Annotated in this window: 21 protein-coding genes; 2 read left to right on the forward strand and 19 right to left on the reverse strand. The window is 62.4% G+C overall.

Annotated features, from left to right (window positions below):
- The first annotated feature begins 57 nt into the window (after positions 1-57).
- Positions 58-426, forward strand: a complete 369-nt coding sequence (locus FCL40_RS08465) for a hypothetical protein (protein WP_136852751.1) — start codon at positions 58-60, stop codon at positions 424-426.
- Between the two features lie 66 nt (positions 427-492).
- Here the strand turns inward: FCL40_RS08465 and acpS are convergent, their stop codons facing one another.
- From acpS to rpoE, 11 genes are all read right to left on the reverse strand, one after another.
- The gene (gene acpS, locus FCL40_RS08470) at positions 493-870 is read right to left on the reverse strand and encodes a holo-ACP synthase (RefSeq protein ID WP_136852753.1); all 378 of its coding nucleotides are present in this window, start codon (positions 868-870) and stop codon (positions 493-495) included.
- Positions 870-1,604: a pyridoxine 5'-phosphate synthase gene (pdxJ, locus tag FCL40_RS08475; RefSeq protein ID WP_136852755.1), complete on the reverse strand. Its 735-nt coding sequence runs from the start codon at positions 1,602-1,604 to the stop codon at positions 870-872. The genes acpS and pdxJ overlap by 1 nt, the downstream gene beginning before the upstream one ends.
- A gap of 2 nt (positions 1,605-1,606) precedes the next feature.
- A complete protein-coding gene (recO, locus tag FCL40_RS08480) occupies positions 1,607-2,320 on the reverse strand; it encodes a DNA repair protein RecO (RefSeq protein WP_136852757.1) in 714 nt (237 codons plus the stop codon).
- Entirely contained in the window at positions 2,307-3,212 is a 906-nt protein-coding gene (gene era / locus FCL40_RS08485) for a GTPase Era (RefSeq protein WP_229360297.1), read from the reverse strand. The genes recO and era overlap by 14 nt, the downstream gene beginning before the upstream one ends.
- On the reverse strand, positions 3,209-3,880 hold the full coding sequence (gene rnc, locus FCL40_RS08490; RefSeq protein ID WP_136852760.1) for a ribonuclease III: 672 nt from the start codon (positions 3,878-3,880) through the stop codon (positions 3,209-3,211). The genes era and rnc overlap by 4 nt, the downstream gene beginning before the upstream one ends.
- 9 nt (positions 3,881-3,889) lie before the next feature.
- A complete protein-coding gene (gene lepB / locus FCL40_RS08495; RefSeq protein ID WP_136852762.1) occupies positions 3,890-4,810 on the reverse strand; it encodes a signal peptidase I in 921 nt (306 codons plus the stop codon).
- A gap of 6 nt (positions 4,811-4,816) precedes the next feature.
- Positions 4,817-6,607: a translation elongation factor 4 gene (gene lepA / locus FCL40_RS08500; protein ID WP_136852764.1), complete on the reverse strand. Its 1,791-nt coding sequence runs from the start codon at positions 6,605-6,607 to the stop codon at positions 4,817-4,819.
- A gap of 143 nt (positions 6,608-6,750) precedes the next feature.
- On the reverse strand, positions 6,751-7,188 hold the full coding sequence (locus FCL40_RS08505; protein WP_136852765.1) for a SoxR reducing system RseC family protein: 438 nt from the start codon (positions 7,186-7,188) through the stop codon (positions 6,751-6,753).
- Positions 7,185-8,132: a MucB/RseB C-terminal domain-containing protein gene (locus FCL40_RS08510; RefSeq protein ID WP_229360298.1), complete on the reverse strand. Its 948-nt coding sequence runs from the start codon at positions 8,130-8,132 to the stop codon at positions 7,185-7,187. Before FCL40_RS08510 ends, FCL40_RS08505 begins: the two co-directional genes overlap by 4 nt.
- 9 nt (positions 8,133-8,141) lie before the next feature.
- Positions 8,142-8,714 carry a sigma-E factor negative regulatory protein gene (locus tag FCL40_RS08515; protein WP_136852766.1) on the reverse strand — a complete coding sequence of 191 codons (573 nt, stop codon included), beginning with the start codon at positions 8,712-8,714 and terminating at the stop codon, positions 8,142-8,144.
- Between the two features lie 18 nt (positions 8,715-8,732).
- Complete coding sequence (gene rpoE, locus FCL40_RS08520; RefSeq protein WP_136852768.1) at positions 8,733-9,311, reverse strand: RNA polymerase sigma factor RpoE; 579 nt, start codon at positions 9,309-9,311, stop codon at positions 8,733-8,735.
- 198 nt (positions 9,312-9,509) lie between these two features.
- Here rpoE and nadB point away from each other — a divergent pair, with 198 nt between their 5' ends.
- Positions 9,510-11,135, forward strand: a complete 1,626-nt coding sequence (nadB, locus tag FCL40_RS08525; protein ID WP_136852770.1) for an L-aspartate oxidase — start codon at positions 9,510-9,512, stop codon at positions 11,133-11,135.
- Here the strand turns inward: nadB and FCL40_RS08530 are convergent.
- The 8 genes from FCL40_RS08530 to rppH all read right to left on the reverse strand — a co-directional run bounded on the left by FCL40_RS08530 (position 11,107) and on the right by rppH (position 18,939).
- The gene (locus FCL40_RS08530; protein ID WP_136852772.1) at positions 11,107-11,517 is read right to left on the reverse strand and encodes a hypothetical protein; all 411 of its coding nucleotides are present in this window, start codon (positions 11,515-11,517) and stop codon (positions 11,107-11,109) included. The two genes, nadB and FCL40_RS08530, sit on opposite strands and share 29 nt — an antisense overlap.
- Positions 11,518-11,570: 53 nt before the next feature.
- The gene (locus FCL40_RS08535) at positions 11,571-11,834 is read right to left on the reverse strand and encodes an FAD assembly factor SdhE (RefSeq protein WP_136852774.1); all 264 of its coding nucleotides are present in this window, start codon (positions 11,832-11,834) and stop codon (positions 11,571-11,573) included.
- The gene (locus tag FCL40_RS08540; protein WP_136852776.1) at positions 11,831-13,039 is read right to left on the reverse strand and encodes a Bcr/CflA family multidrug efflux MFS transporter; all 1,209 of its coding nucleotides are present in this window, start codon (positions 13,037-13,039) and stop codon (positions 11,831-11,833) included. The genes FCL40_RS08535 and FCL40_RS08540 overlap by 4 nt, the downstream gene beginning before the upstream one ends.
- A gap of 44 nt (positions 13,040-13,083) precedes the next feature.
- Positions 13,084-13,995, reverse strand: a complete 912-nt coding sequence (gene nhaR / locus FCL40_RS08545; protein WP_136852778.1) for a transcriptional activator NhaR — start codon at positions 13,993-13,995, stop codon at positions 13,084-13,086.
- Positions 13,996-14,349: 354 nt separating this feature from the next.
- Positions 14,350-15,201, reverse strand: a complete 852-nt coding sequence (locus FCL40_RS08550; protein ID WP_136852779.1) for a thymidylate synthase — start codon at positions 15,199-15,201, stop codon at positions 14,350-14,352.
- 51 nt (positions 15,202-15,252) lie between these two features.
- A complete protein-coding gene (gene lgt / locus FCL40_RS08555; RefSeq protein WP_136852780.1) occupies positions 15,253-16,032 on the reverse strand; it encodes a prolipoprotein diacylglyceryl transferase in 780 nt (259 codons plus the stop codon).
- Between the two features lie 130 nt (positions 16,033-16,162).
- Positions 16,163-18,394, reverse strand: coding sequence for a phosphoenolpyruvate--protein phosphotransferase (gene ptsP / locus FCL40_RS08560; protein ID WP_136852782.1), 2,232 nt, complete (start codon positions 18,392-18,394; stop codon positions 16,163-16,165).
- On the reverse strand, positions 18,391-18,939 hold the full coding sequence (rppH, locus tag FCL40_RS08565) for an RNA pyrophosphohydrolase (RefSeq protein ID WP_136852784.1): 549 nt from the start codon (positions 18,937-18,939) through the stop codon (positions 18,391-18,393). The genes ptsP and rppH overlap by 4 nt, the downstream gene beginning before the upstream one ends.
- Positions 18,940-19,465 lie beyond the last annotated feature (526 nt).

Below are 19,465 nucleotides of genomic sequence, written 5' to 3' on the forward strand. Positions count from 1 at the left end.
TGAAAGACCGGATCGGTTCGCCGACCCGGTCTTTCATTTTCGGGGGAGGAAGAGGTGATGCACCAACGCAGGGGCAAAGCCCTGGAAGCTGCAACGCTGCTGCTGTCACTGATACCACTGACCGTAAACGCGGAGATTCAGTGGGTTCAGGCGCCAACCCTGGTCACCCAGGATCCCAACTTCAGCCAGCTCCCCCTGACCCTGCACTCTCAGTGGGGCAACTCCCCCTGGTATACCGAGACCTCCCTGGGCCTGACACGCCAGGAGTCGACCCTGCTCACCCGCCAGGTTCACGAGGGGCTGGGCGCCCGGGTCGGTACCGGCTATCGGGTGGGCCGGTTCTCCCTCTCCCTGGATCTGCAGTTTCAGCATCAGCAGCAGCAGAGCCTGACCGTGCTGGGCTTCAACACCGAGGTGAAGTTCTAGATCCGACGCCGAGCCTGACAAAAAAAGCCACCCTTGGGTGGCCTTTGACTACTCTGGGGCAACGCGCTAGCTGAGCACCACGGTGGCGACCGCGTAGCGCCGCTCGTCCGCCAGGCTGATGTGGGCCTGCTGGGCCCCCAGGGCCTGCATCCGCGCCAGGGCCCCCTCGGTGAGGATCAACTGGGGCGCCCCGTCGGCGTTGTGCCCCAGTTCGATGTGCTGGAAGGAGACCCCCCGGCCAATGCCGGTTCCCAGGGCCTTGCCCGCCGCCTCCTTGACAGCAAAACGTTTGGCCAGCAGCCTCGCCGGGGCCCGTGAGGACGCCAGCTCCTCCAGCTCATTGGGGGTCAGGATGCGTCGGGCGAACTTCTCACCCAACCGCTGGTACTGGGCCTCCATCCGCTCAATCTCGACGATGTCGGTCCCCAGGCCTTTGATGCTCATCAGCTCCCCTGACGCCCTTCCAGCATCAGCCGCTTCATGTCCCGCACCGCCAGATCCAGGCCGTCAATGGCCGACCGGGCGACGATGGCGTGGCCGATATTGAGCTCGTAGATCTCGGGGATGGCGGCGATGGGCTTGACGTTGTGGTAGTTAAGACCGTGACCGGCATTGACCACCAGCCCCAGGGACGCGGCGTAGGCGGCCCCGCCACGGATTCGGGCCAGTTCCGCTTCCGCTTGGGCTTCCGTCTCGGCATCGGCATAGGCGCCGGTGTGGATCTCGATGTAGAGCGCCCCCACCTTGACCGCGGCGTCGATCTGGGTCTTGTCGGCGTCGATAAACAGGGACACCTTGATGCCGGCCTGCTTCAGCCGGGAGACTGCATCCAGCATCTTGTCCAGCTGACCGGCCACATCCAGCCCGCCCTCGGTGGTCAGCTCTTCGCGCTTCTCCGGCACCAGGCAGACATAGGTGGGCTTCACCTCAAGGGCGATGGCCAGCATCTCCTCGGTCACCGCCATCTCCAGGTTCATCCGGGTCTTCAGGGTCTGGGCCAACAGGTAAACATCCCGGTCGATGATGTGGCGTCGGTCCTCGCGCAGATGGATGGTGATGCCGTCGGCGCCGGCATGCTCCGCCACCGCCGCCGCGTGCACGGGATCCGGGTAGCTGGTGCCCCTGGCCTGACGCAGGGTGGCGATATGGTCAATGTTGACCCCAAGAAGAATACTCATGCCTAGTCCTTGTTGTTGATTCGTTTCATAAACAGCTCCCTGCTGCGCAGGGGCTTATCGCCCAGGTGGGGCCTGAGCAGGATCCGGGCCAGGTGCTTGGCCTGGGCCAGGTGGTCCGTTGCCAGCTGTTGCCGGGCCAGGGCCAACAACATCGCACCCGCATAGCCCCGGCCATGGGCGGCAGGGACAAACCCCTGCTCCACCACCAGGGCATAGTGGCCGGCGGCCTCCAGGGGCTCTCCCATGGCGTCCAACTCCAGGGCCGGTGCCTCGCCCAGGTGGCTGAGCAGGGCCCACTCGAAATAGCGCAAAACCGGCTCATGCCGCTCCTCACTGGCCAGGGTCAGCAAGCACTGGTGGTAGGCCTGGAACAGCTCGGGGCACTGGGCCAGCTCAGACAGTAATCGTACCGCCAATTCGTTGAAGTACAAACCGCAGTAGAGCTTGTCTCCGCTCAGAGGCACAGGCAGGGAGAGGGTTTCGACCCCCTTGAGAGTCTTGAGGCTGCCCTGGCCGGCCAGGGCGATCTTCAGGGGCTGGAAGGGCTGCAGGGCGGCTTTGATCAAGCCCCCCTGCTTGCCGGAGGTGCGCGCCACCGCCGTCACCTTGCCCTCCTCCTCCGTCAGCAGGGTTACCAGCAGGCTGCGCTCACGGTAGGGGCGGGCGTGCAGCAGATAGGCGGACTGCCAACCCGGCTCCACCTTAATCGTCCCCATACCCCAGGCTGCGCAGCGCTCGCTCGTCGTCTGCCCAGCCGGATTTCACCTTTACCCAGGTTTCCAGGTAGACCTTGGTATCGAACATCTTCTCCATCTCGATGCGGGCTTCCCGGCCAATGGTGCGGATCTTCTCGCCCTTGTTGCCGATCACCATCCGCTTCTGGCCGGTTCGCTCCACCAGGATCAGGGCGTTGATGTGATAGGTGCCCTTCTCATCCACCTTGAACTGCTCGATCTCCACGGTGGCGGCATAGGGCAGCTCATCCCCCATGAAGCGCATCAGCTTCTCACGCAGGATCTCCGACGCCATGAAGCGCTGGCTGCGATCGGTGACATAGTCCTCCGGGAAGTAGTGGATCGACTCGGACACGCTCGCCAGGGAGAGGTCCATGATAGGAGAGATATCCCCCCCCTTGCCGGCGGCCACCGGGAACACCGCGTCGAAGTTGAACCGCTCCTGCAACTGCTGCAGGTGGGGCAGCAGTGCCTCCTTGTCCTTCACCTGGTCGATCTTGTTGACCACCAGAGCGGTCTTGCGATGATCACCGCCGCGGCGGAGCTTCTTCAGCACCATCTCATCGTCGGCGGTCCACTTGGTGCCCTCCACCACGAACAGCACCAGCTCCACGTCCGCCAGGGAGCTGGCGGCGGCCCGGTTCATCAGGCGGTTGATCGCCCGCTTCTCCTCGACGTGCAATCCGGGGGTGTCGACGAAGATCACCTGACGGGGTCCCTCGGTGTGGATCCCCATGATGCGGTGACGGGTGGTCTGCGGCTTGCGGGAGGTGATGCTCACCTTCTGGCCGAGCAGTCTGTTCAGCAGGGTGGATTTGCCCACGTTGGGACGGCCGACGATGGCGACGAAACCGCAGTAGGTGGTGTCTGTCATGATTCCAGTACCTCCAGGACCCGGGCGGCGGCGTCCTGCTCCGCCTTGCGGCGCGAACTGCCCCTGCCCACCACGGGTTCGTCCAGATTGCATACGCAGCAATGGACGGTAAACTGTTGATTATGGGCGTCACCGGTGACGGTGATCACCTCGTAGGCCGGCAGGGGCTTGCGCCGCGACTGGAGCAGCTCCTGCAGACGGGTCTTGGGATCCTTCTGGCCGGCCCCGGGCTGGATGGCGTCCAGGCGGGGCTGCCACAGGGCCAGCAACACCGGCTTGCAGCACCCGATGCCACCGTCGAGGAAGATGGCGCCCAGCACCGCCTCCACCGCGTCCGCCAGGATCGATTCCCGGCGATGGCCGCCGGACTTCATCTCGCCCGGACCCAGTTTGATGTATTCACCCAGGTTCAGCTCCCGGGCGATCTCCGCCAGGGTGGCGCCCTTTACCAGGGTCGCCCGCATTCGGGTCATCTCCCCCTCCGGGGCCTTGGGAAACCTGTGGTACAAGTCCTCGGCAACCACCATGGAGAGTACTGCGTCTCCCAGGTACTCGAGACGCTCATTGTGGCGACTGCCCGCACTTCTGTGGGTCAGGGCCTGCTGTAATAATTGAGGCTGCTGAAACTCATAGCCCAGCAGCCTCTGCAAACGTTGTAAATCAGCCACTGCTAACCTTTAATCAATTCCGCCGATACGGCTGAAGCGAACGCCGGTGGGCACCCAGGTGGGCAACACACTGCTGCGATCGCGGTCGAACTCAAAGGAGATCCAGATACCGGTGGCCTTGCCCACCAGGTTCTCCTCGGGGACAAAGCCCCAGAAACGGCCGTCGGTGCTGTTGTCACGGTTGTCCCCCATGACAAAATAGCTGCCCTCGGGCACCACCCAGTCACCGGCCTGACGACCGGGCTGCTTGTAGTAATAGCGCAGGGGCTCGGGGTGACGGGGGTTAATCAGAATGTCGTGGTCCACCCCGGCCAGATCCTCGCTGAGGCGCATCAGGGGAGAGCCGTTCTGGAAGAACTCATCCCGGTTCACCTCAACAGACTGCACCGGCTCCAGCCCGGGGCACTTGGCCACACCAGCCTCGCACTTGGGCTGCAGGTAGAGGGTCTTGTTGCGGTACACCACCCGGTCACCGGGCAGGCCGATCACCCGCTTGATGTAGTCGACGCGGGTGTCCTTGGGGTACTTGAAGACGATGATGTCACCGCGCTGGGGGTCGTTATTCTCCCAGAACTTGGCGCGGAATACCGGATCCCTCAAACCGTATTCATGCTTGTTCACCAGGATGAAATCCCCCACCAACAGGGTGGGCATCATCGAGCCTGAGGGGATCTGGAAGGGTTCCCACAGGAAGGAGCGCAGCACCAGAACGAAAGCGATCACCGGGAAGATCGACTTGGAGGTCTCCACCAGCCAGGGTTCCTGCACCAGTTTGTCTCTGGCCTCCTCCGGCAGGTCACCGGAGGTCTGCGCACTGGCAAACGCCAGCTTCTGCTGGCGCCGCGGCGCCAGGTAAAACGTATCCAGTAGCCAGACCAGGCCAGTCCCCAGGGTGACCAGAACCAGGACCAGCGAAAACAGTGCCGCCATGCGCGATTAATCTCCTACCTTGAGTACCGCCAGGAAGGCTTCCTGAGGCACCTCAACATTACCCAGCTGCTTCATCCGCTTCTTACCCTCTTTCTGCTTCTGCAACAGCTTCTTCTTACGGCTGACGTCACCGCCATAACACTTGGCGGTCACATCTTTACGCAGGGCCTTCACGGTGCTGCGCGCCACGATCTGGTTGCCGATGGCCGCCTGGATGGCAATATCAAACATCTGGCGGGGAATCAGTTCGCGCATCTTCTCCACCAGCTGGCGGCCGCGGAACTGGGCGTTCTCCTTGTGGGTGATCATCGCCAGGGCATCCACCCGGTCGCCGTTGATCATCACATCCAGACGCACCATCTCCTCCTGCTGGAACCGGACAAAGTTGTAGTCCAGGGAGGCAAACCCACGGCTGGTGGACTTCAGTCGGTCGAAGAAGTCCAGCACCACTTCCGCCATGGGCAGTTCATAGGTCACCGCCACCTGGTTGCCGTGGTAGGCCATCTTAGTCTGAACCCCGCGCTTTTCGATACACAGGGTGATCACATTCCCCAGATACTCCTGAGGCACAAGGATGTTGGCCTCGACGATCGGCTCCGCAATGGTTTCGATGTTGTTCAGCGGCGGAAGTTCCGAGGGGTTATCCACCATCACCGTCTCACCCTTGGTGGTGGTCACTTCATAGACCACGGTCGGTGCGGTGGTGATCAGATCCAGGTTGTACTCACGCTCCAGGCGCTCCTGGATGATCTCCATGTGCAGCATCCCCAGGAAGCCACAGCGGAAACCGAAGCCCAGGGCGGCAGAGGTCTCCGGCTCGAAGAACAGAGAGGCGTCGTTGAGGGAGAGCTTGTTCAGGGCATCCCGGAACGACTCATAGTCTTCACTGGAGATGGGGAACATGCCGGCGTACACCTGGGGCTTCACCTTCTGGAAGCCCGGCAGGGCCTCCTCGGAGCCATGCTTGGCGTGGGTCAGGGTGTCCCCCACCGGCGCACCGTGGATCTCCTTGATGCCACACACCACCCAGCCCACCTCGCCGGTGAGCAGTTCAGTGGTGTCCTTCTGCTTGGGGGTGAAGATCCCCAGGCGATCCACACCCCAAACCTGACCGGTGCTCATCACCTTGATTTTGTCGTTCTTCTTCAGCTTGCCGTTCTTGATCCGCACCAAAGAGACAACCCCGAGGTAGTTGTCGAACCAGGAGTCGATGATCAGCGCCTGCAGCGGCGCCTCCGGGTCGCCCTCTGGGGCAGGAATGGTCTTGACGATGCACTCCAGCACCTCATCGACGCCCACACCGGTCTTGGCGGAGCAACGCACCGCCTCCATGGCGTCGATACCGACGATGTCCTCGATCTCCTCCGCCACCCGCTCAGGGTCGGCCTGGGGCAGATCGATCTTATTGAGGATCGGCTGCACCTCCAGATCCATCTCGATGGCGGTGTAACAGTTGGCCAGGGTCTGGGCTTCCACCCCCTGACCGGCATCCACCACCAGCAGGGCGCCCTCACAGGCCGCCAGGGAGCGGGAGACTTCGTAGCTGAAATCCACGTGTCCGGGGGTATCGATGAAGTTCAGTTGGTAGGTTTCGCCATCTTTGGCGGTGTAGTTCAGCGTCACACTCTGGGCTTTAATGGTGATGCCGCGCTCACGCTCCAGATCCATGGAGTCGAGGACCTGCTCCGCCATTTCACGATCGCTCAAACCACCGCACACCTGGATCAGGCGATCGGACAGGGTCGATTTACCGTGGTCGATATGGGCAATGATACTGAAATTACGAATATGCTTCATCTAGGCCGCTTCTTGCAAAAAACAACAGGAACAAAACTATCAGGGATAGATATAGGGGGGGGATTTTAACGGATTTTATCCCCGGCGGCTATGAAAGACGCAACCGTCGGGCACCTGGGCCAATCCGTTCTCGGCTGAGGCCGCTACGACTCCGCGGCGGGCTGACCTAACACCTTGATTATTCTGGGTGTCGGCGTCAACCTGTCGGCGAGTTTCCTGGCGGTCATAAACCCGGTCAGAGCCAGCCCCAACCCGGTGGCCAGGGCGACGGCCTCGGCACCGCCCAAGAGGGAGATGCCTCCCACCCCCACCAGTAAGCCTAGCAGGGGCAACAGATAAACCAGTGCGGCGGCACCGAGCAGCTGCTGTTCTGGGATCCCCAGGGACACCTGGGTGCCTGGGGTCAGGGGGGTGCTCCAGGGCAGGGTCAGCCGCTGGGAGCGGGGCGTCAGCCCCTTGGCGATAACCCCGGTGCCGCAGCTGTCAGACTCGTGGCAGTGACCACAGGCACTCTGCACCCGCCAGCACAGGGTTACCTGGCCCTGCTCCCAGGACTCCACCCGGGCCAGCGCCTCCATCATTGTCCCTGCTCCGCCGGGTAGATGGAGTTGGCCACATTGGTCAGGCTTTCCAGCGGCAGGCGCCCCACCACCACCACCTCGACCTCACCGTGGCGGGCCGAGGCCAGGGAGAGGCCGCTGCCGGTGGAGAGGCTCTCGGGCATCACCACCTGGCCGGCGAGGCCGATGTAGACCGACATCTCGGTCAGGCCGTCGCTGAGGGCGAGATAGTGCACCGGGTCGTTCACACCAAACAACCGGTGCTGGTCCACGTGGGTCAGCTCAAAGCCCTGGGGCAGCCAGCCGAACCGCCAGGAGGACTCCCGCGCCTGGTAGGCCGGCATCAGTACCGGAGGCCAGCTCTCACCGGCCAGTTGCGCCAGAACCGGCGAGGGCTCATCGAAAGTGGCCAGCTCAATCACCAGGTACTGCTCCAGCAGCTGGCCTTCGGCATTGAGGGTATCGATCCGCAGCGGCAGCGCGGTCTGGGTATCCAGCCACAGGCTGTAGCTGTAGCGGAAACGGTCGGTGGAGACGATGCGCACCACCTGGGAGGTTCGCCCGGCGACCCGATCCCGCCCTGCCAGGGCCAGCTGGTAGAAGGGGGTAAAGGCTTCCACGCCGGTACCGAAGGCCGGGGGAATGAAGCCGCTGATGCGGGCGCTGCGGACCGAGTAGGGTTTGACGTCGTGCTCCAGGTAGGTGACCCGATCGCCGACCCGCACCACATTCTTCTGGGGACCATTGAGGTGCTCCAGGTAGGCCACCTCCTCCCCATCAATCTTGCCGTGCACATAGCGGAGGGGACGGATGTGGTCCGACTGCAGGTGGATCAGGGAGTAACGGAACTGGGCGTCGGAGAGGGCCTGCTGCATCTTATGCAGCCAGCCGATGGCGGGGTCATCGCCGGCGGCATGGGCCGGCAGTGCCAGCAACCATGCCAATGCAAACAAAAATCTACGCAAACGAGCCTCTTATCTTTGCTCTCGATCGTCATTGGAGACATTATGCCCCTTCAGACGCTGCTGCAACAGGTGGTCGCGCAGATAGGCGTTCACCCGGCGGCGCTGCTCCATCGCCTGGGCTTCGGCGCTCTGCGCCTGGGCCTGGCGGGCGGCGGGGGTATTGGCCTGGTAGCTGGCCGGCGTCGGCGCCCCAACCACTGGCAGGGTGTTCAGCACCGGCACTGGGCTGTTCTGCTGCTCGGCGCCATACTGCTGCACACCGACCACGGCGATGGCCGCCACGGTCGCGGCGATGGCGTACTGGCCGAAGCGACGGGACAACGCCACCACCTTGCCGGACACCAGGGCACGGCGGCTGGGCTTGGGCGCCAGCACCGTGGGCTCCTGCTCCAGGGCGGCCGCCACACCGGCGGCGATGTCCAGATTCAGCGCCTTGGGCAACTCGTTGCGCATCGCATCACCGATCAGATGGTAGCGATCCCAGGTCGACTGCATCTGGTCATCCTTCAACCACTGCTTGAGCTCCAGATCAGATCCTTCGCCGTCAACCCAAGCCGATACTGCTTCTTTACGTTCTGTCATGGTTCACCCTGATTGAAACTACCGCTCTAACAGCGGTTGAATCCTCTTGTCGATCGCTTCCCGCGCCCTGAAGATACGGCTTCGTACCGTGCCTACGGGACACTCCATTACGGTGGCAATCTCCTCGTAGCTCATCCCCTCCAGTTCCCGGAGTGTGATGGCTACCCTCAACTCTTCAGGCAGCGTCTCTATGGTGCTGAACACGGCCCTTTTAATCTCATCCGACAGCAGCTGACGCTCTGGGGAGCCATCCTCCCGAAGTGCATCTGCACCGTCATAAAACTCCGCTTCTTCGGCGTCCACGTCCGTCGCAGGTGGCCGTCGTCCCTGGGAGACCAGATAGTTCTTGGCGGTGTTCACCGCAATCCGGTACAACCAGGTGTAGAAGGCGCTCTCCCCACGAAAGTTCGGCAGTGCCCGGTAGGCCTTGATAAACGCTTCCTGGGCCACATCGGCAACGTCACCCTGATTCTTCACATAGCGGCTTATCAGGTTGGCTACCTTGTGCTGGTACTTCATCACCAGCAGATTAAAAGCTTGCTTATCACCTTGTTGAACGCGTTCGACCAGCTGCTGATCGCTGTTTGGCTCACTCACTTGAGAGCACTCTCCCATAAACTAAACTGCTGATTTTGCTTTTACTCGTCTCCGCGCACTTAGGTAGACTGCGCCTATGGGTAAAAGTTCGTAAAAAAGTGTGATCCAATCTGGAATTCTGTACTTACCGCGAAATTTTGGTGCTGGACCGGGAAGCGGGTAACATAGGGTCACATTTCCAAAACCCCATGATACCTAATGAAAGCCGGGATTGAACACAGTACCGATGTATTGGTTATCGGTAGCGGTGCCGCGGGCCTGACCCTGGCGCTGAAACTCGCCAACCGTTGCCAGGTCAGCGTCGTTGCCAAAGGCCCCCTCACCGAGGGCTCCACCTATTACGCCCAGGGCGGCATTGCCGCCGTGTTCGACGAAGAGGACACCGTCGAATCCCATGTGGAGGACACGCTGATCGCCGGAGCCGGCCTCTGTGATCGCCAGGCGGTGGAGTTCACCGCCCGGGAGGCAAGGGCGGCGCTGGAGTGGCTGATCCGCAAGGGCGTGGACTTTGACGAGGAGGAGTCCCAGGGGGAGGCCAGCGGCGGTGAGCCTCGCTACCACCTGACCCGCGAGGGGGGCCACAGCCACAGGCGTATCCTTCACGCGGCGGACGCCACCGGCAAGGAGGTGCAACTCACCCTGGAGGAGCAGGCGCGCCGGCACCCCAACATCACTCTGCTGGAGCGCTACAACGCGGTGGATCTGATCACCAGCGTCAAGCTGGGGCTGCCCGGCGACAAGCGGGTGGTGGGGGCCTACGTGTGGAACCGCAACGCCGAGCATGTGGAGACCGTCAGTGCCCCCTTCGTGGTGCTGGCCACCGGTGGCGCCTCCAAAGTGTACCAGTACACCTCCAACCCCGACGTCTCCTCCGGCGACGGCATCGCCATGGCCTGGCGGGCCGGCTGCCGGGTGGCCAACATGGAGTTCAACCAGTTCCACCCCACCTGCCTCTACCACACCGAAGCGAGAAACTTCCTGCTGACCGAGGCACTGCGTGGCGAGGGCGCCCTGCTCAGGCGCCCCGATGGCAGCCGCTTCATGCCCGACTTCGACCCTCGCGAGGAGCTGGCCCCCAGAGACGTGGTGGCCCGGGCCATCGACTTCGAGATGAAGCGCCTGGGGGCCGACTGCATGTACCTGGACATCAGCCACAAGGATCCGCAGTTCGTCACCCGCCACTTCCCCACCATCTACAAACGGTGCCTGGGGCTGGGGATCGACATCACCAAACAGCCGATCCCCGTGGTCCCCGCCGCCCACTACACCTGCGGCGGGGTGATGACCGATCTGGATGGCAAGACCGACATCGCCGGCCTCTACGCCGTCGGCGAGGTGGCCTACACCGGGTTGCATGGTGCCAATCGCATGGCCAGCAACTCGCTGCTGGAGTGCCTGGTGTTCGCCCGCGCCGCCGCCCGGGACATCTTCCAGCATCTGGACCAGGTGGAACCGGTCACCGCTCTGCCCCACTGGGATGAAAGCCAGGTCACCGATTCCGACGAGAACGTGGTGATCTCCCACAACTGGCATGAGCTGAGGCTGTTTATGTGGGACTACGTGGGCATCGTGCGCACCGACAAGCGGCTGCAGCGTGCCCTGCGCCGGGTGGAGATGCTCAAGGGGGAGATCCACGACTACTACTCGGACTTCAAGATCAGCAACGACCTGCTGGAGCTGCGCAACCTGGTGCAGATCGCCGAGCTGATCATCCGCTGCGCCATGGATCGAAAGGAGAGCCGCGGCCTGCACTACACCCTGGATTACCCGAATCAGCAAGCCAACCCCTCGCCCACTATCCTGACGCCGCCCCCCGGCAGCTGATCAGGATGCGACAGAGCCGGTGCCAGCCGGCTCTGTCCACCTGCCGTCGGCTCAACCACCAGAGCCGCCCTCCGGGCTGCACCCACAACAGCGCCAATGGCCCCCACACCCAGCTGCGCGGATCCAGCTGGAAGGGTTCCCCCCCGCCAAGCTCCACCCCCTGACCATCTTCACCGAGGAGGAAGGGTGAGGTGGCGGCGCCTCTGGGCAGCCAGGGCAGCAGGGTCACGGGCAGCAACAGCAGTTGCCACGCCCCTTGAAGCGGCAGGCGCTCTGCCGGCCACAACCCCAGGCTGAGCAGCAGCAGCAGGCTGAGACCAAGCCTGAGCCAGTTGGGACAGGAACTGGGGGCGGGATAGGGGTAGCGCTTGTGCTCGACCATACCCTCAGTGTAGCCGAGCTTCGACGCCCGCCTCGGGGGCGCCGGATGCACTGCTAGCGCAACTGCTCGCGGTTGCGCTCCAGGATCAAGGCGACCATCGCCGCCAGTTGGGGATCCGGGCAGCTTTCGTGACCCATGAACCAGGCGAACATGTCGGGATCATCACAGGTCAGCAACCGCTCGAACTGCGCTTTCTGCGTGTCAGTCAGGGCGAGATAGTGCTTATCGACAAAGGGTTCCAGCAATACATCCAGCTCCAACATGCCACGGCGACACGCCCACTTCAGCCGGGCCAGGTTCTCCCTCTCTTGAGTCATGGTTGTTCCTTAACGGTCAGGTGCTTCTCGTGCCACAGATGATACCCCAATGACGCCAGGGAGCATACCGCCATGCCGGTAAGCATCGGGGCCGGCGACTGCGGGTGCACCAGGGACAGCAGGCCGCCGGCCACGGCGCCGGCGAGGAAGCGCATCGCCCCGCCCAGGGCGGACACCGAGCCGGCAGCCCCGTCGAAGGCGTCCAGAGCCAGGGTGGTGGCGTTGGCGCTGACCATCCCCAGCGGCCCCATCATCAGCATGATGGGGATCACCACCGCCCACAGGGGCGGATCGCCGAGCAGCGAGGTCACCAGGGCCAGTAGCGCGCCCAGGGCGGTGGTCAGCAGCCCCCGTAGCATCATCCTGGCGGTCCCCACTCTGGCCACGAACCTGGCATTGAGGGTGGTCAGGGCCATCATGGTGAGGATATTCAGGCCGAACAGGAAGCCGAAGTGCTCCGCCGCCACCCCGAAATAGCGGATATAGACGTAGGAGGAGCCGGTAATAAACAGGAACAGCGAGGCGGAAAACAGGGTACCGACGATCAGATGAGCCCTGACCGTGCCATGAGCCAGGATCGACCGATACAGGGCGAGCGCCGCCTTCACCCCTGCCGGCCGGCGCTGCTCGGTCGGCAGGGTCTCCCCCACCCGCCAGCGCATCATCACCACCAGGGCCAGGGCGAACAGCGCCAGCAGCACAAAGATCGCCCGCCAGCCGCCCTGGATCAGCAGGAAGCCACCTAGGATGGGCGCCGCCAGCGGCGCCAGGTTCATCACCAGCATCACAAAGGACATCGCCCGGGCAAAGCGCTCCTTCTGGAACAGGTCTCTGAGCACGGCCATCACCACCACCGAGGCACCCGCCCCCCCCAGAGCCTGCAGGGTGCGGGCCGCAATCAGCATCTCCACCGACCTGCTCCAGGTCGCCGCCACGCTGGCCAGGATAAATACGCCGAGGCTGGCGCCGAGAACCGGCATCCGCCCGTAGGCGTCGGTCAGGGAGCCGTAGAGCAGCTGCCCCACCGCGAACCCCACCAGGAAGAAACTGACGGTCAGCTGAGTGGTGGCGACACTGGCGCCCATCTCGTCGGCGATGGTGGGAATCGCGGGAAGATACATATCGATGGCCAGCGGGGTCAGCCCCGCCAATGCCCCAAGCAACAGGATGAGCCCCATCCCCGAGGCCCTGGATTGATCAGTCATACTGCTCCTGATAAAAGGGGCGCCTTAGGCGCCCCGGTAGTACTCTATTTGAACCGCTTGAAGGCAGGCTCCCTGCCGGCGAAAAGATCGGTGAAATCGGTCTCCAGGATCCGTTTCACCGCCGGGTGCTGGATCATCCGCTCGGCAAACATCACGTGATACTGTTCGGTGATGTCGACGGTTTCGCCCACCAGCTGTACCCCCTGTGACAGCAGCTCCTCCCGATAGAGAGTGGGTGCAATGAAAATCCCCTGGCGATAGAGACCGAACGCCTTCATCATCGCCGCATCGTCAAATTCGCCGACGATCACCGGGGATACCCCCACCTCATCGAACCAGCGCAGCAACTGCTGTCCCAGGGCGGTCTTACGGTGGGGCATCAGGATGCGGGCCCCGTCCAGGTTGGCGGGGAAGCGCCCCTCGACCTTCTCCTGCGAGAAAAAGCTGATGCCGGTCTCCCCCAGCTTCTTACTGAGGATCTCCGGATACTGGAGAGACCCGGCATCGCTTCCGGAGAGCACGATGTCCAGCTTGTGCTGGGACAGACGCTCCATCAGATTCTCTTCACCGGATTCATAACAGCAGAGGTGGATGGAACCGTCGTCAGGCATCACCGACAGCAGCAACCGGCTGGCCAGGTTCTTGGAGAGGGCATCGGAGGAGCCCACCTCGAACAGGATCGACTTGTCCTGGGTGTAGTTGAGCAGATCCAGCATCTCATAGCTCAAGCTGAACATCTTGTCGGCATAGCGGTACACCAACTCCCCCAGGTCGGACGCCACCAGCTGCCTACCCTGGCGACGGAACAGCTTACCGCCGAGCCTGTGCTCCAGGTGGCGGATCTGGCCGGTCACCGTCTGCGGCGTCAGAAACAGGGCTTCCGCCGCCTTGGTGACCGAGCCCTTCTTGCGAACCATCCAGAAGTAGTAGAGGTGATTGTAGTTTAGATGCGCCATAACCTGGGCCCCCCTTGCGGGAGGGCTTCTCCTTATATCGACGAGCCGACCAGAGTGGTGGCCGGAAACCGTGCCGCGGACTCGCGGCGAGGGTGCTGCAGGGTGCAGACCGACCCATTATAGTTCGGGAAAGCTGAACCAAAGCCCAACCATAGGCAGTTGAGACTATCATAAAGCGGGCTATCCACCATCCCTTAAATTAGCGATTGAGTTGATGGAACAATCGCTATTGACCGTGACCGGCATCGGCCCTCCCGGCAAGGGCAAACGTCGGCAATCCACCAGGCTGTGCCGCCTCGCGTGCCGGGGGCCGACTCGGCATCGCCGAACTGGCCCGGCCACGCCGAGCCGGATTCAGACGGAGAAGGGGTAGGCGATGGGCTCGTGGTGCTGATAGCCCTCCACCTGAAAGTCGTCCAGGGTGACCCAGGTTTCCAGATCCGCCAGACTGGTGATCTCGGGATTGATCAGCAGCCGTGGTGAGGCATAGGGCTGGCGCTTGAGCTGCACATCCCGCATCAGCGTCAGTTGATCCTCGTAGATGTGGGCATTGACGATCTTGTGGTAGGCCCGCCCAGGCTTGTGGCCGGTGATCTGGGCCATCAGCGCCAGCAGGGTAAACACCTGCACCTGGTTGAAGTTGAGGCCCAGAGGCACGTCGCAGGAGCGCTGATAGGAGGTCAGATGCAGGGTGTCTCCCAGCAACGAGAAGGTGTGGGTATGCATGCAGGGACGCAGGCAACCCAATTCAAACTCACCGGGATTGTAGAAGGTGAGGATCTCACCACGATCATCGATCCCCCTTTCCAGGTCGGCGACGATCTTGGCCAGCTGATCCAGCGGGGTGCCGTCGTGCCTGCGCCAGGCCCGCCCCTGGACACCGTACACCCGTCCCATATCATCCTGCCCCTTGCGATGGGGGCTGGCCAGCCAGGCAGGGTTGTCGTTGGCGTTTGCATTCCAGGTATTGCAGCCGATGGCACGGAACTGCTCGGCACTGTCGTAGCCGCGCAGATAACCGAGTAACTCGGCAATGGCCGCTTTCCAGTAGCTTTTGCGAGTGGTGATCAGCGGAAAGCAGTTGTCGCCGACGTCATACTCCAAATCGGCGTTGATCACCGTCAGACAACGCTTGCCGGTGCGCTCGTTTTCCACCCACACCCCCTGGTCGACGATGCGCTGACAGAGCTCAAGATACTGTTTCATGGGTACACAAACCTTCAGATAGTGTTTTGTATCCAGTCTCGGGGACCGGTGTTACCTGGCCGGGCGCATCATCAGATAGCCGCCATAGGCCAGCATGGGGAGGGTCAGCAGCTGTCCCATGGAGAGCCCCAGGTAGAGGCTCATATGGGCATCGGGCTGGCGCACGAACTCGATGAGGAAGCGGGCACAGCCATAGCCCACCAGGAACAGGCCGGCCACGGCACCGGGCTTGTGGGTGCGCTGCTTGTACCAATTCAGCAACAGGAACAGCACCAGCCCCTCGAGCAGCGCTTCATACAGCTGCGACGGGTGACGGGGCAGCGGGCCCGCACCAGGGAAGATCATCGCCCAGGGCACGTCGGTCACCCGCCCCCACAGTTCACCGTTGATGAAGTTGCCAATGCGTCCGGCCCCCAGGCCGATGGGGATGGTTGGGGCCACCAGATCCGCCACCTGCCAGAAGGTGCGCTGCTGCCGGCGGGCGATCCAGACCATGGCGACGATCACCCCGATCAGGCCGCCATGGAACGACATGCCGCCGTTGGTGATCTTGAACAGATAGAGGGGATCCTCCAGCAGCCACTGCCAACCGTAGAAGAGCACATACCCCAGGCGCCCACCCAGCACCACCCCCAGGAAGGCGTAGAACAGCAGGTCGGACACCTGCTCCCGGGTCCAGGCCGAGCCGGGCTTGTCGGCGTGCCGGTTGAGCATCCACATGGCGCCAAGAAAGCCCACCAGGTACATCAGGCCGTACCAGCGCAGGGCCAGGGGACCGATCTCGACGATCACCGGATCGATTTGGGGAAACACGAAATAGCTTTCAGTCATCTTGCATTCTTCTGGTTTGTTCCGTCGCCGCCTTGGGCGACGGAGCCGTCAACGACGGCGGGGGCACTCGGCCCCCGTCCCTTAAAAACGGCTTTAGGATACTGGCTCGGCCAGCCAAAAGCCATGCACACTAGGCGTCCTGATAGAGTTCCGACAGCCCGTGCTCATCCAGCCAGCTGCGGGCCAGACCAATCACCTGGGTATCATCCTCTGCCTGCAGCAGCGCCCCCCGCAGGGGCTCCAGCCTGGACGCGCTCAGGTGGCGCACCAGGTGATGGATCCGCCCCAGGCTGCGGCGGTTCATGCTGAGCTGACGCAGACCCAGGGCCATCAGGATCAGGGCCCCTTCCGGCTCGCCGGCCATCTCGCCGCAAACGCTCAGCTCGCTGTCTCCGGCCAGGGCTACGGTCTGGGCCAGGGCCTGCACCACCGCCGGATGGTAGTGGCTGAACCGATCGGCCACCTGGGCGTTGTTGCGATCCACCGCCAACAGGTACTGGGTCAGGTCGTTGCTGCCCACGGAGAAGAAATCCACCTTACGACGCAGCTGGGGCAACAGATAGATGGACGCCGGCACCTCGATCATCACCCCGACCTGGACCTGGGGCAAGCTGCACTCCAGCTCCTCCTCCAGCTCCAGCCGGGCCTGTTCGATCAGCTTGCGCGCCTGCTCCACCTCATCCAGGTTGGACACCATGGGCAACAGGATTCTCAGGTTGCCGGTCTCCACCGCGGCGCGCTGCATCGCCTTGACCTGCACCAGGAACAGTTCCGGGTGATCCAGGGTCAGGCGGATCCCCCGCCAGCCGAGGAACGGGTTGTCCTCGCGGATGGGGAAATAGGAGAGCGGCTTGTCACCACCGATGTCCAGGGTGCGGATGGTCACAGGCTTGCTGCCCAGGGCCTTCAATACCCGGCCGTAGGCCCGCTCCTGGGTCTGCTCCGTGGGGAAGTGGTTCTGCAACATGTACAGGGTTTCGGAGCGGTAGAGGCCGATGCCACCGACATAGGCGGGGTCCAGCTGCTCACCCTCGGCCACCAGGCCGGCGTTGACCTGCAGACAGACCGGTTCACCGTCCACCATCTCACAGGGTTCGGTCAGGCCACGCTCGTAGCGGGCATCCTTCTTCGCCAGGGAGGATTGAAAACGGTGAAATTCGCGGACCACCGTCTCGGCAGGCTCCACCAGAAGCTGGCCGCGCACCGCATCCAGGATGGCACGGCGGCCGGCCAGGGCCTGGATCGGCAACCCATCGAGACCAAACAGGGCCGGAATCGACATCGCCCGAGCCAGGATGGCGGCATGGGAACTGGCGCCCCCCTCGACACTGACGATTCCCGCCAGCTTGTTGCGGGGCACCTCGGCCAGCATGGTGGCGGTGATCTCACTGGCCACCAGAATCACCGGCCTGGTGGGCGGCTTGCCCCGCTGGCCGGGCCGGGCCAGTTGCCCCAGAATCCTCTGCCCCAGATCCTTGAGATCGCTGGCCCGCTCCTTCAAGTAGTGATCGGTCATCGCCTCGAAGCGGGCCACATACTGGGTAAACACCCGGGAGACCACGGTCTCGGCCGACCACCCTTCATCGCAACCGGCCATCAGGTCCTGCTGCAGCACCGGATCGGCGATCAGATACTGGTAGATATCGAAGATGGCGCTGATCTGAGATTCAATTTCACCACTGAGACGGCCGCTCAAGGCGGTCATCTCATCCTGGGTGGCCAACAGGGCCCGCTCCAGGCGATCCCACTCACGATCACTGCCCTGCCCCCGGGTTTCCGCCATCGACAGGGAGAGCCGCGGCCGGGCCAGCAGGATCTCAGCATCGGCGATGCCAGGGCTGGCGACGATGGCGCTCCAGCGACGGGGACCGGACTCGGTCAGTTCCGGCACGTCACTGCTGGAGCGGAGCTCCGGTACCAGCTGAGACGCCAGGGTCACCAGGAAGGCTTCCTCGTCCTCGTTAAACTGCCGGGCCAGCTTCTGCTGCACCACCAGCACCCCAAGCACCTTACTCCTGTGGGTAATGGGTGTGGCCAGGAAGGCGCGGAACTCATCCTCGTCCACTTCGGGCAACAGCTTAAATGCGGGGTGGGAGGGGGCGTCGGCCAGGTTGATGGGCTCCTCCCGGCGCATCACCATACCTACAATGCCCTCGCCGGCGTTGAGTCTCGCCCGCCCCACGGCGGAGGGCGCCAGTCCGTCACTGGCTTTTAGGACCAGCCCCTCCCCATCGGCAAGGTAGAGGGAGCAGCAATCAGTATTCATGGCGGCGCGGGTCTGTTGCACCAGCTCTATCATCGACTGTTCGGCAGTCTGTGCTTCGGCAACCCGCTGCACTATGGCGCGCAGTGTGGTAATCATCGGCCTCTTCTTCGCCGTCTGGCTTTGTTGTTTCCGTCCCGGGTGCGTTTATTATGGTCCCTGCGCGGCTGAAATGGCATGGCCACAGGCACAAACTCTTTCATCACCTTGCGATAGACTTCCCGCTTGAAGGAAACCACCTGACGCACCGGGTACCAGTAGCTGACCCAACGCCAGTCATCGAATTCGGGGTGGCCGCTGCGCTTGAGATCGATCTGATCTTCGCCGGACACCAGCTCCAGCAGGAACCATTTCTGTTTCTGACCAATACACACCGGCTTGGAATCTTGCCGAACCAGCCGCTTGGGCAGCCGGTATCTGAGCCAGGAGCGACTGCTGGCGAGGATCTTCACATCCTTTTTCTGCAGTCCCACCTCTTCAAACAGCTCGCGATACATCGCCTGCTCGGCGGATTCTCCCTGGTCCAGTCCCCCTTGGGGAAACTGCCAGGAGTGTTGGCCATACCGCCGCGCCCAGAGTACCTGGCCTTGGCGGTTACAGATAATGATCCCCACATTGGCTCTGTAGCCTTCGTTGTCGATCACTATGTCATCCGATTGATTTTTATCTTGCTCTGATTGTTCCACAGAATGACGCTCGGGAGCAATCCCGGACTGGAGAAGGGAAACAGTGGGTAACTTCCTAAAAGACCCTCACTTATAAACAGGTCAACCACTTCCCTGGAATCGAACTCTAAAGTTATCAACCGCAACTGTGGATAAGCCTGTTCGTAAAAATGTATGTGATGGAGATATCCGCGACGGATGCGCAGATTGCATGCGGACAGCGCTGTTCAACCCAAAATATAAATCAATATAATCAATAATATATATGATTTAAAGTGGCTTCTATCACACAGGGTTCCCGGATCGTTCAAAATCTCGCCGCCGAAGTGGCTTGGTCATATGGTTTGACTTCTCTGGCCGGAAACTGGCTCACCCTTGCTACCGATCCTGCCCTGCGCACAGCACCTGTGGATCAAATGAGGGCAGTTATCCAAACATTCTGTGCATAACTCTGTTAAGAAAAAACGGGTAACGGCGGGATAACCTGAATAACTGGACAGGGCAC

The organism is Ferrimonas sediminicola, assembly GCF_005116715.1.
GTDB lineage: Bacteria > Pseudomonadota > Gammaproteobacteria > Enterobacterales > Shewanellaceae > Ferrimonas > Ferrimonas sediminicola.

What these genes read in the sequence shown, in the direction of transcription:
- recO (WP_136852757.1), bottom strand. Translation starts at nt 2,320, where the DNA reads ATGGGGACGATTAAGGTGGAGCCGGGTTGGCAGTCCGCCTATCTGCTG.
- FCL40_RS08540 (WP_136852776.1), bottom strand. Translation starts at nt 13,039, where the DNA reads ATGACTGATCAATCCAGGGCCTCGGGGATGGGGCTCATCCTGTTGCTT.
- FCL40_RS08505 (WP_136852765.1), bottom strand. Translation starts at nt 7,188, where the DNA reads ATGATGGAGGCGCTGGCCCGGGTGGAGTCCTGGGAGCAGGGCCAGGTA.
- ptsP (WP_136852782.1), bottom strand. Translation starts at nt 18,394, where the DNA reads ATGATTACCACACTGCGCGCCATAGTGCAGCGGGTTGCCGAAGCACAG.
- nhaR (WP_136852778.1), bottom strand. Translation starts at nt 13,995, where the DNA reads ATGGCGCATCTAAACTACAATCACCTCTACTACTTCTGGATGGTTCGC.
- FCL40_RS08530 (WP_136852772.1), bottom strand. Translation starts at nt 11,517, where the DNA reads ATGGTCGAGCACAAGCGCTACCCCTATCCCGCCCCCAGTTCCTGTCCC.
- era (WP_229360297.1), bottom strand. Translation starts at nt 3,212, where the DNA reads ATGACAGACACCACCTACTGCGGTTTCGTCGCCATCGTCGGCCGTCCC.
- FCL40_RS08550 (WP_136852779.1), bottom strand. Translation starts at nt 15,201, where the DNA reads ATGAAACAGTATCTTGAGCTCTGTCAGCGCATCGTCGACCAGGGGGTG.
- lgt (WP_136852780.1), bottom strand. Translation starts at nt 16,032, where the DNA reads ATGACTGAAAGCTATTTCGTGTTTCCCCAAATCGATCCGGTGATCGTC.
- pdxJ (WP_136852755.1), bottom strand. Translation starts at nt 1,604, where the DNA reads ATGAGTATTCTTCTTGGGGTCAACATTGACCATATCGCCACCCTGCGT.
- lepA (WP_136852764.1), bottom strand. Translation starts at nt 6,607, where the DNA reads ATGAAGCATATTCGTAATTTCAGTATCATTGCCCATATCGACCACGGT.
- FCL40_RS08535 (WP_136852774.1), bottom strand. Translation starts at nt 11,834, where the DNA reads ATGACTCAAGAGAGGGAGAACCTGGCCCGGCTGAAGTGGGCGTGTCGC.
- FCL40_RS08465 (WP_136852751.1), top strand. Translation starts at nt 58, where the DNA reads ATGCACCAACGCAGGGGCAAAGCCCTGGAAGCTGCAACGCTGCTGCTG.
- FCL40_RS08515 (WP_136852766.1), bottom strand. Translation starts at nt 8,714, where the DNA reads ATGACAGAACGTAAAGAAGCAGTATCGGCTTGGGTTGACGGCGAAGGA.
- lepB (WP_136852762.1), bottom strand. Translation starts at nt 4,810, where the DNA reads ATGGCGGCACTGTTTTCGCTGGTCCTGGTTCTGGTCACCCTGGGGACT.
- nadB (WP_136852770.1), top strand. Translation starts at nt 9,510, where the DNA reads ATGAAAGCCGGGATTGAACACAGTACCGATGTATTGGTTATCGGTAGC.
- acpS (WP_136852753.1), bottom strand. Translation starts at nt 870, where the DNA reads ATGAGCATCAAAGGCCTGGGGACCGACATCGTCGAGATTGAGCGGATG.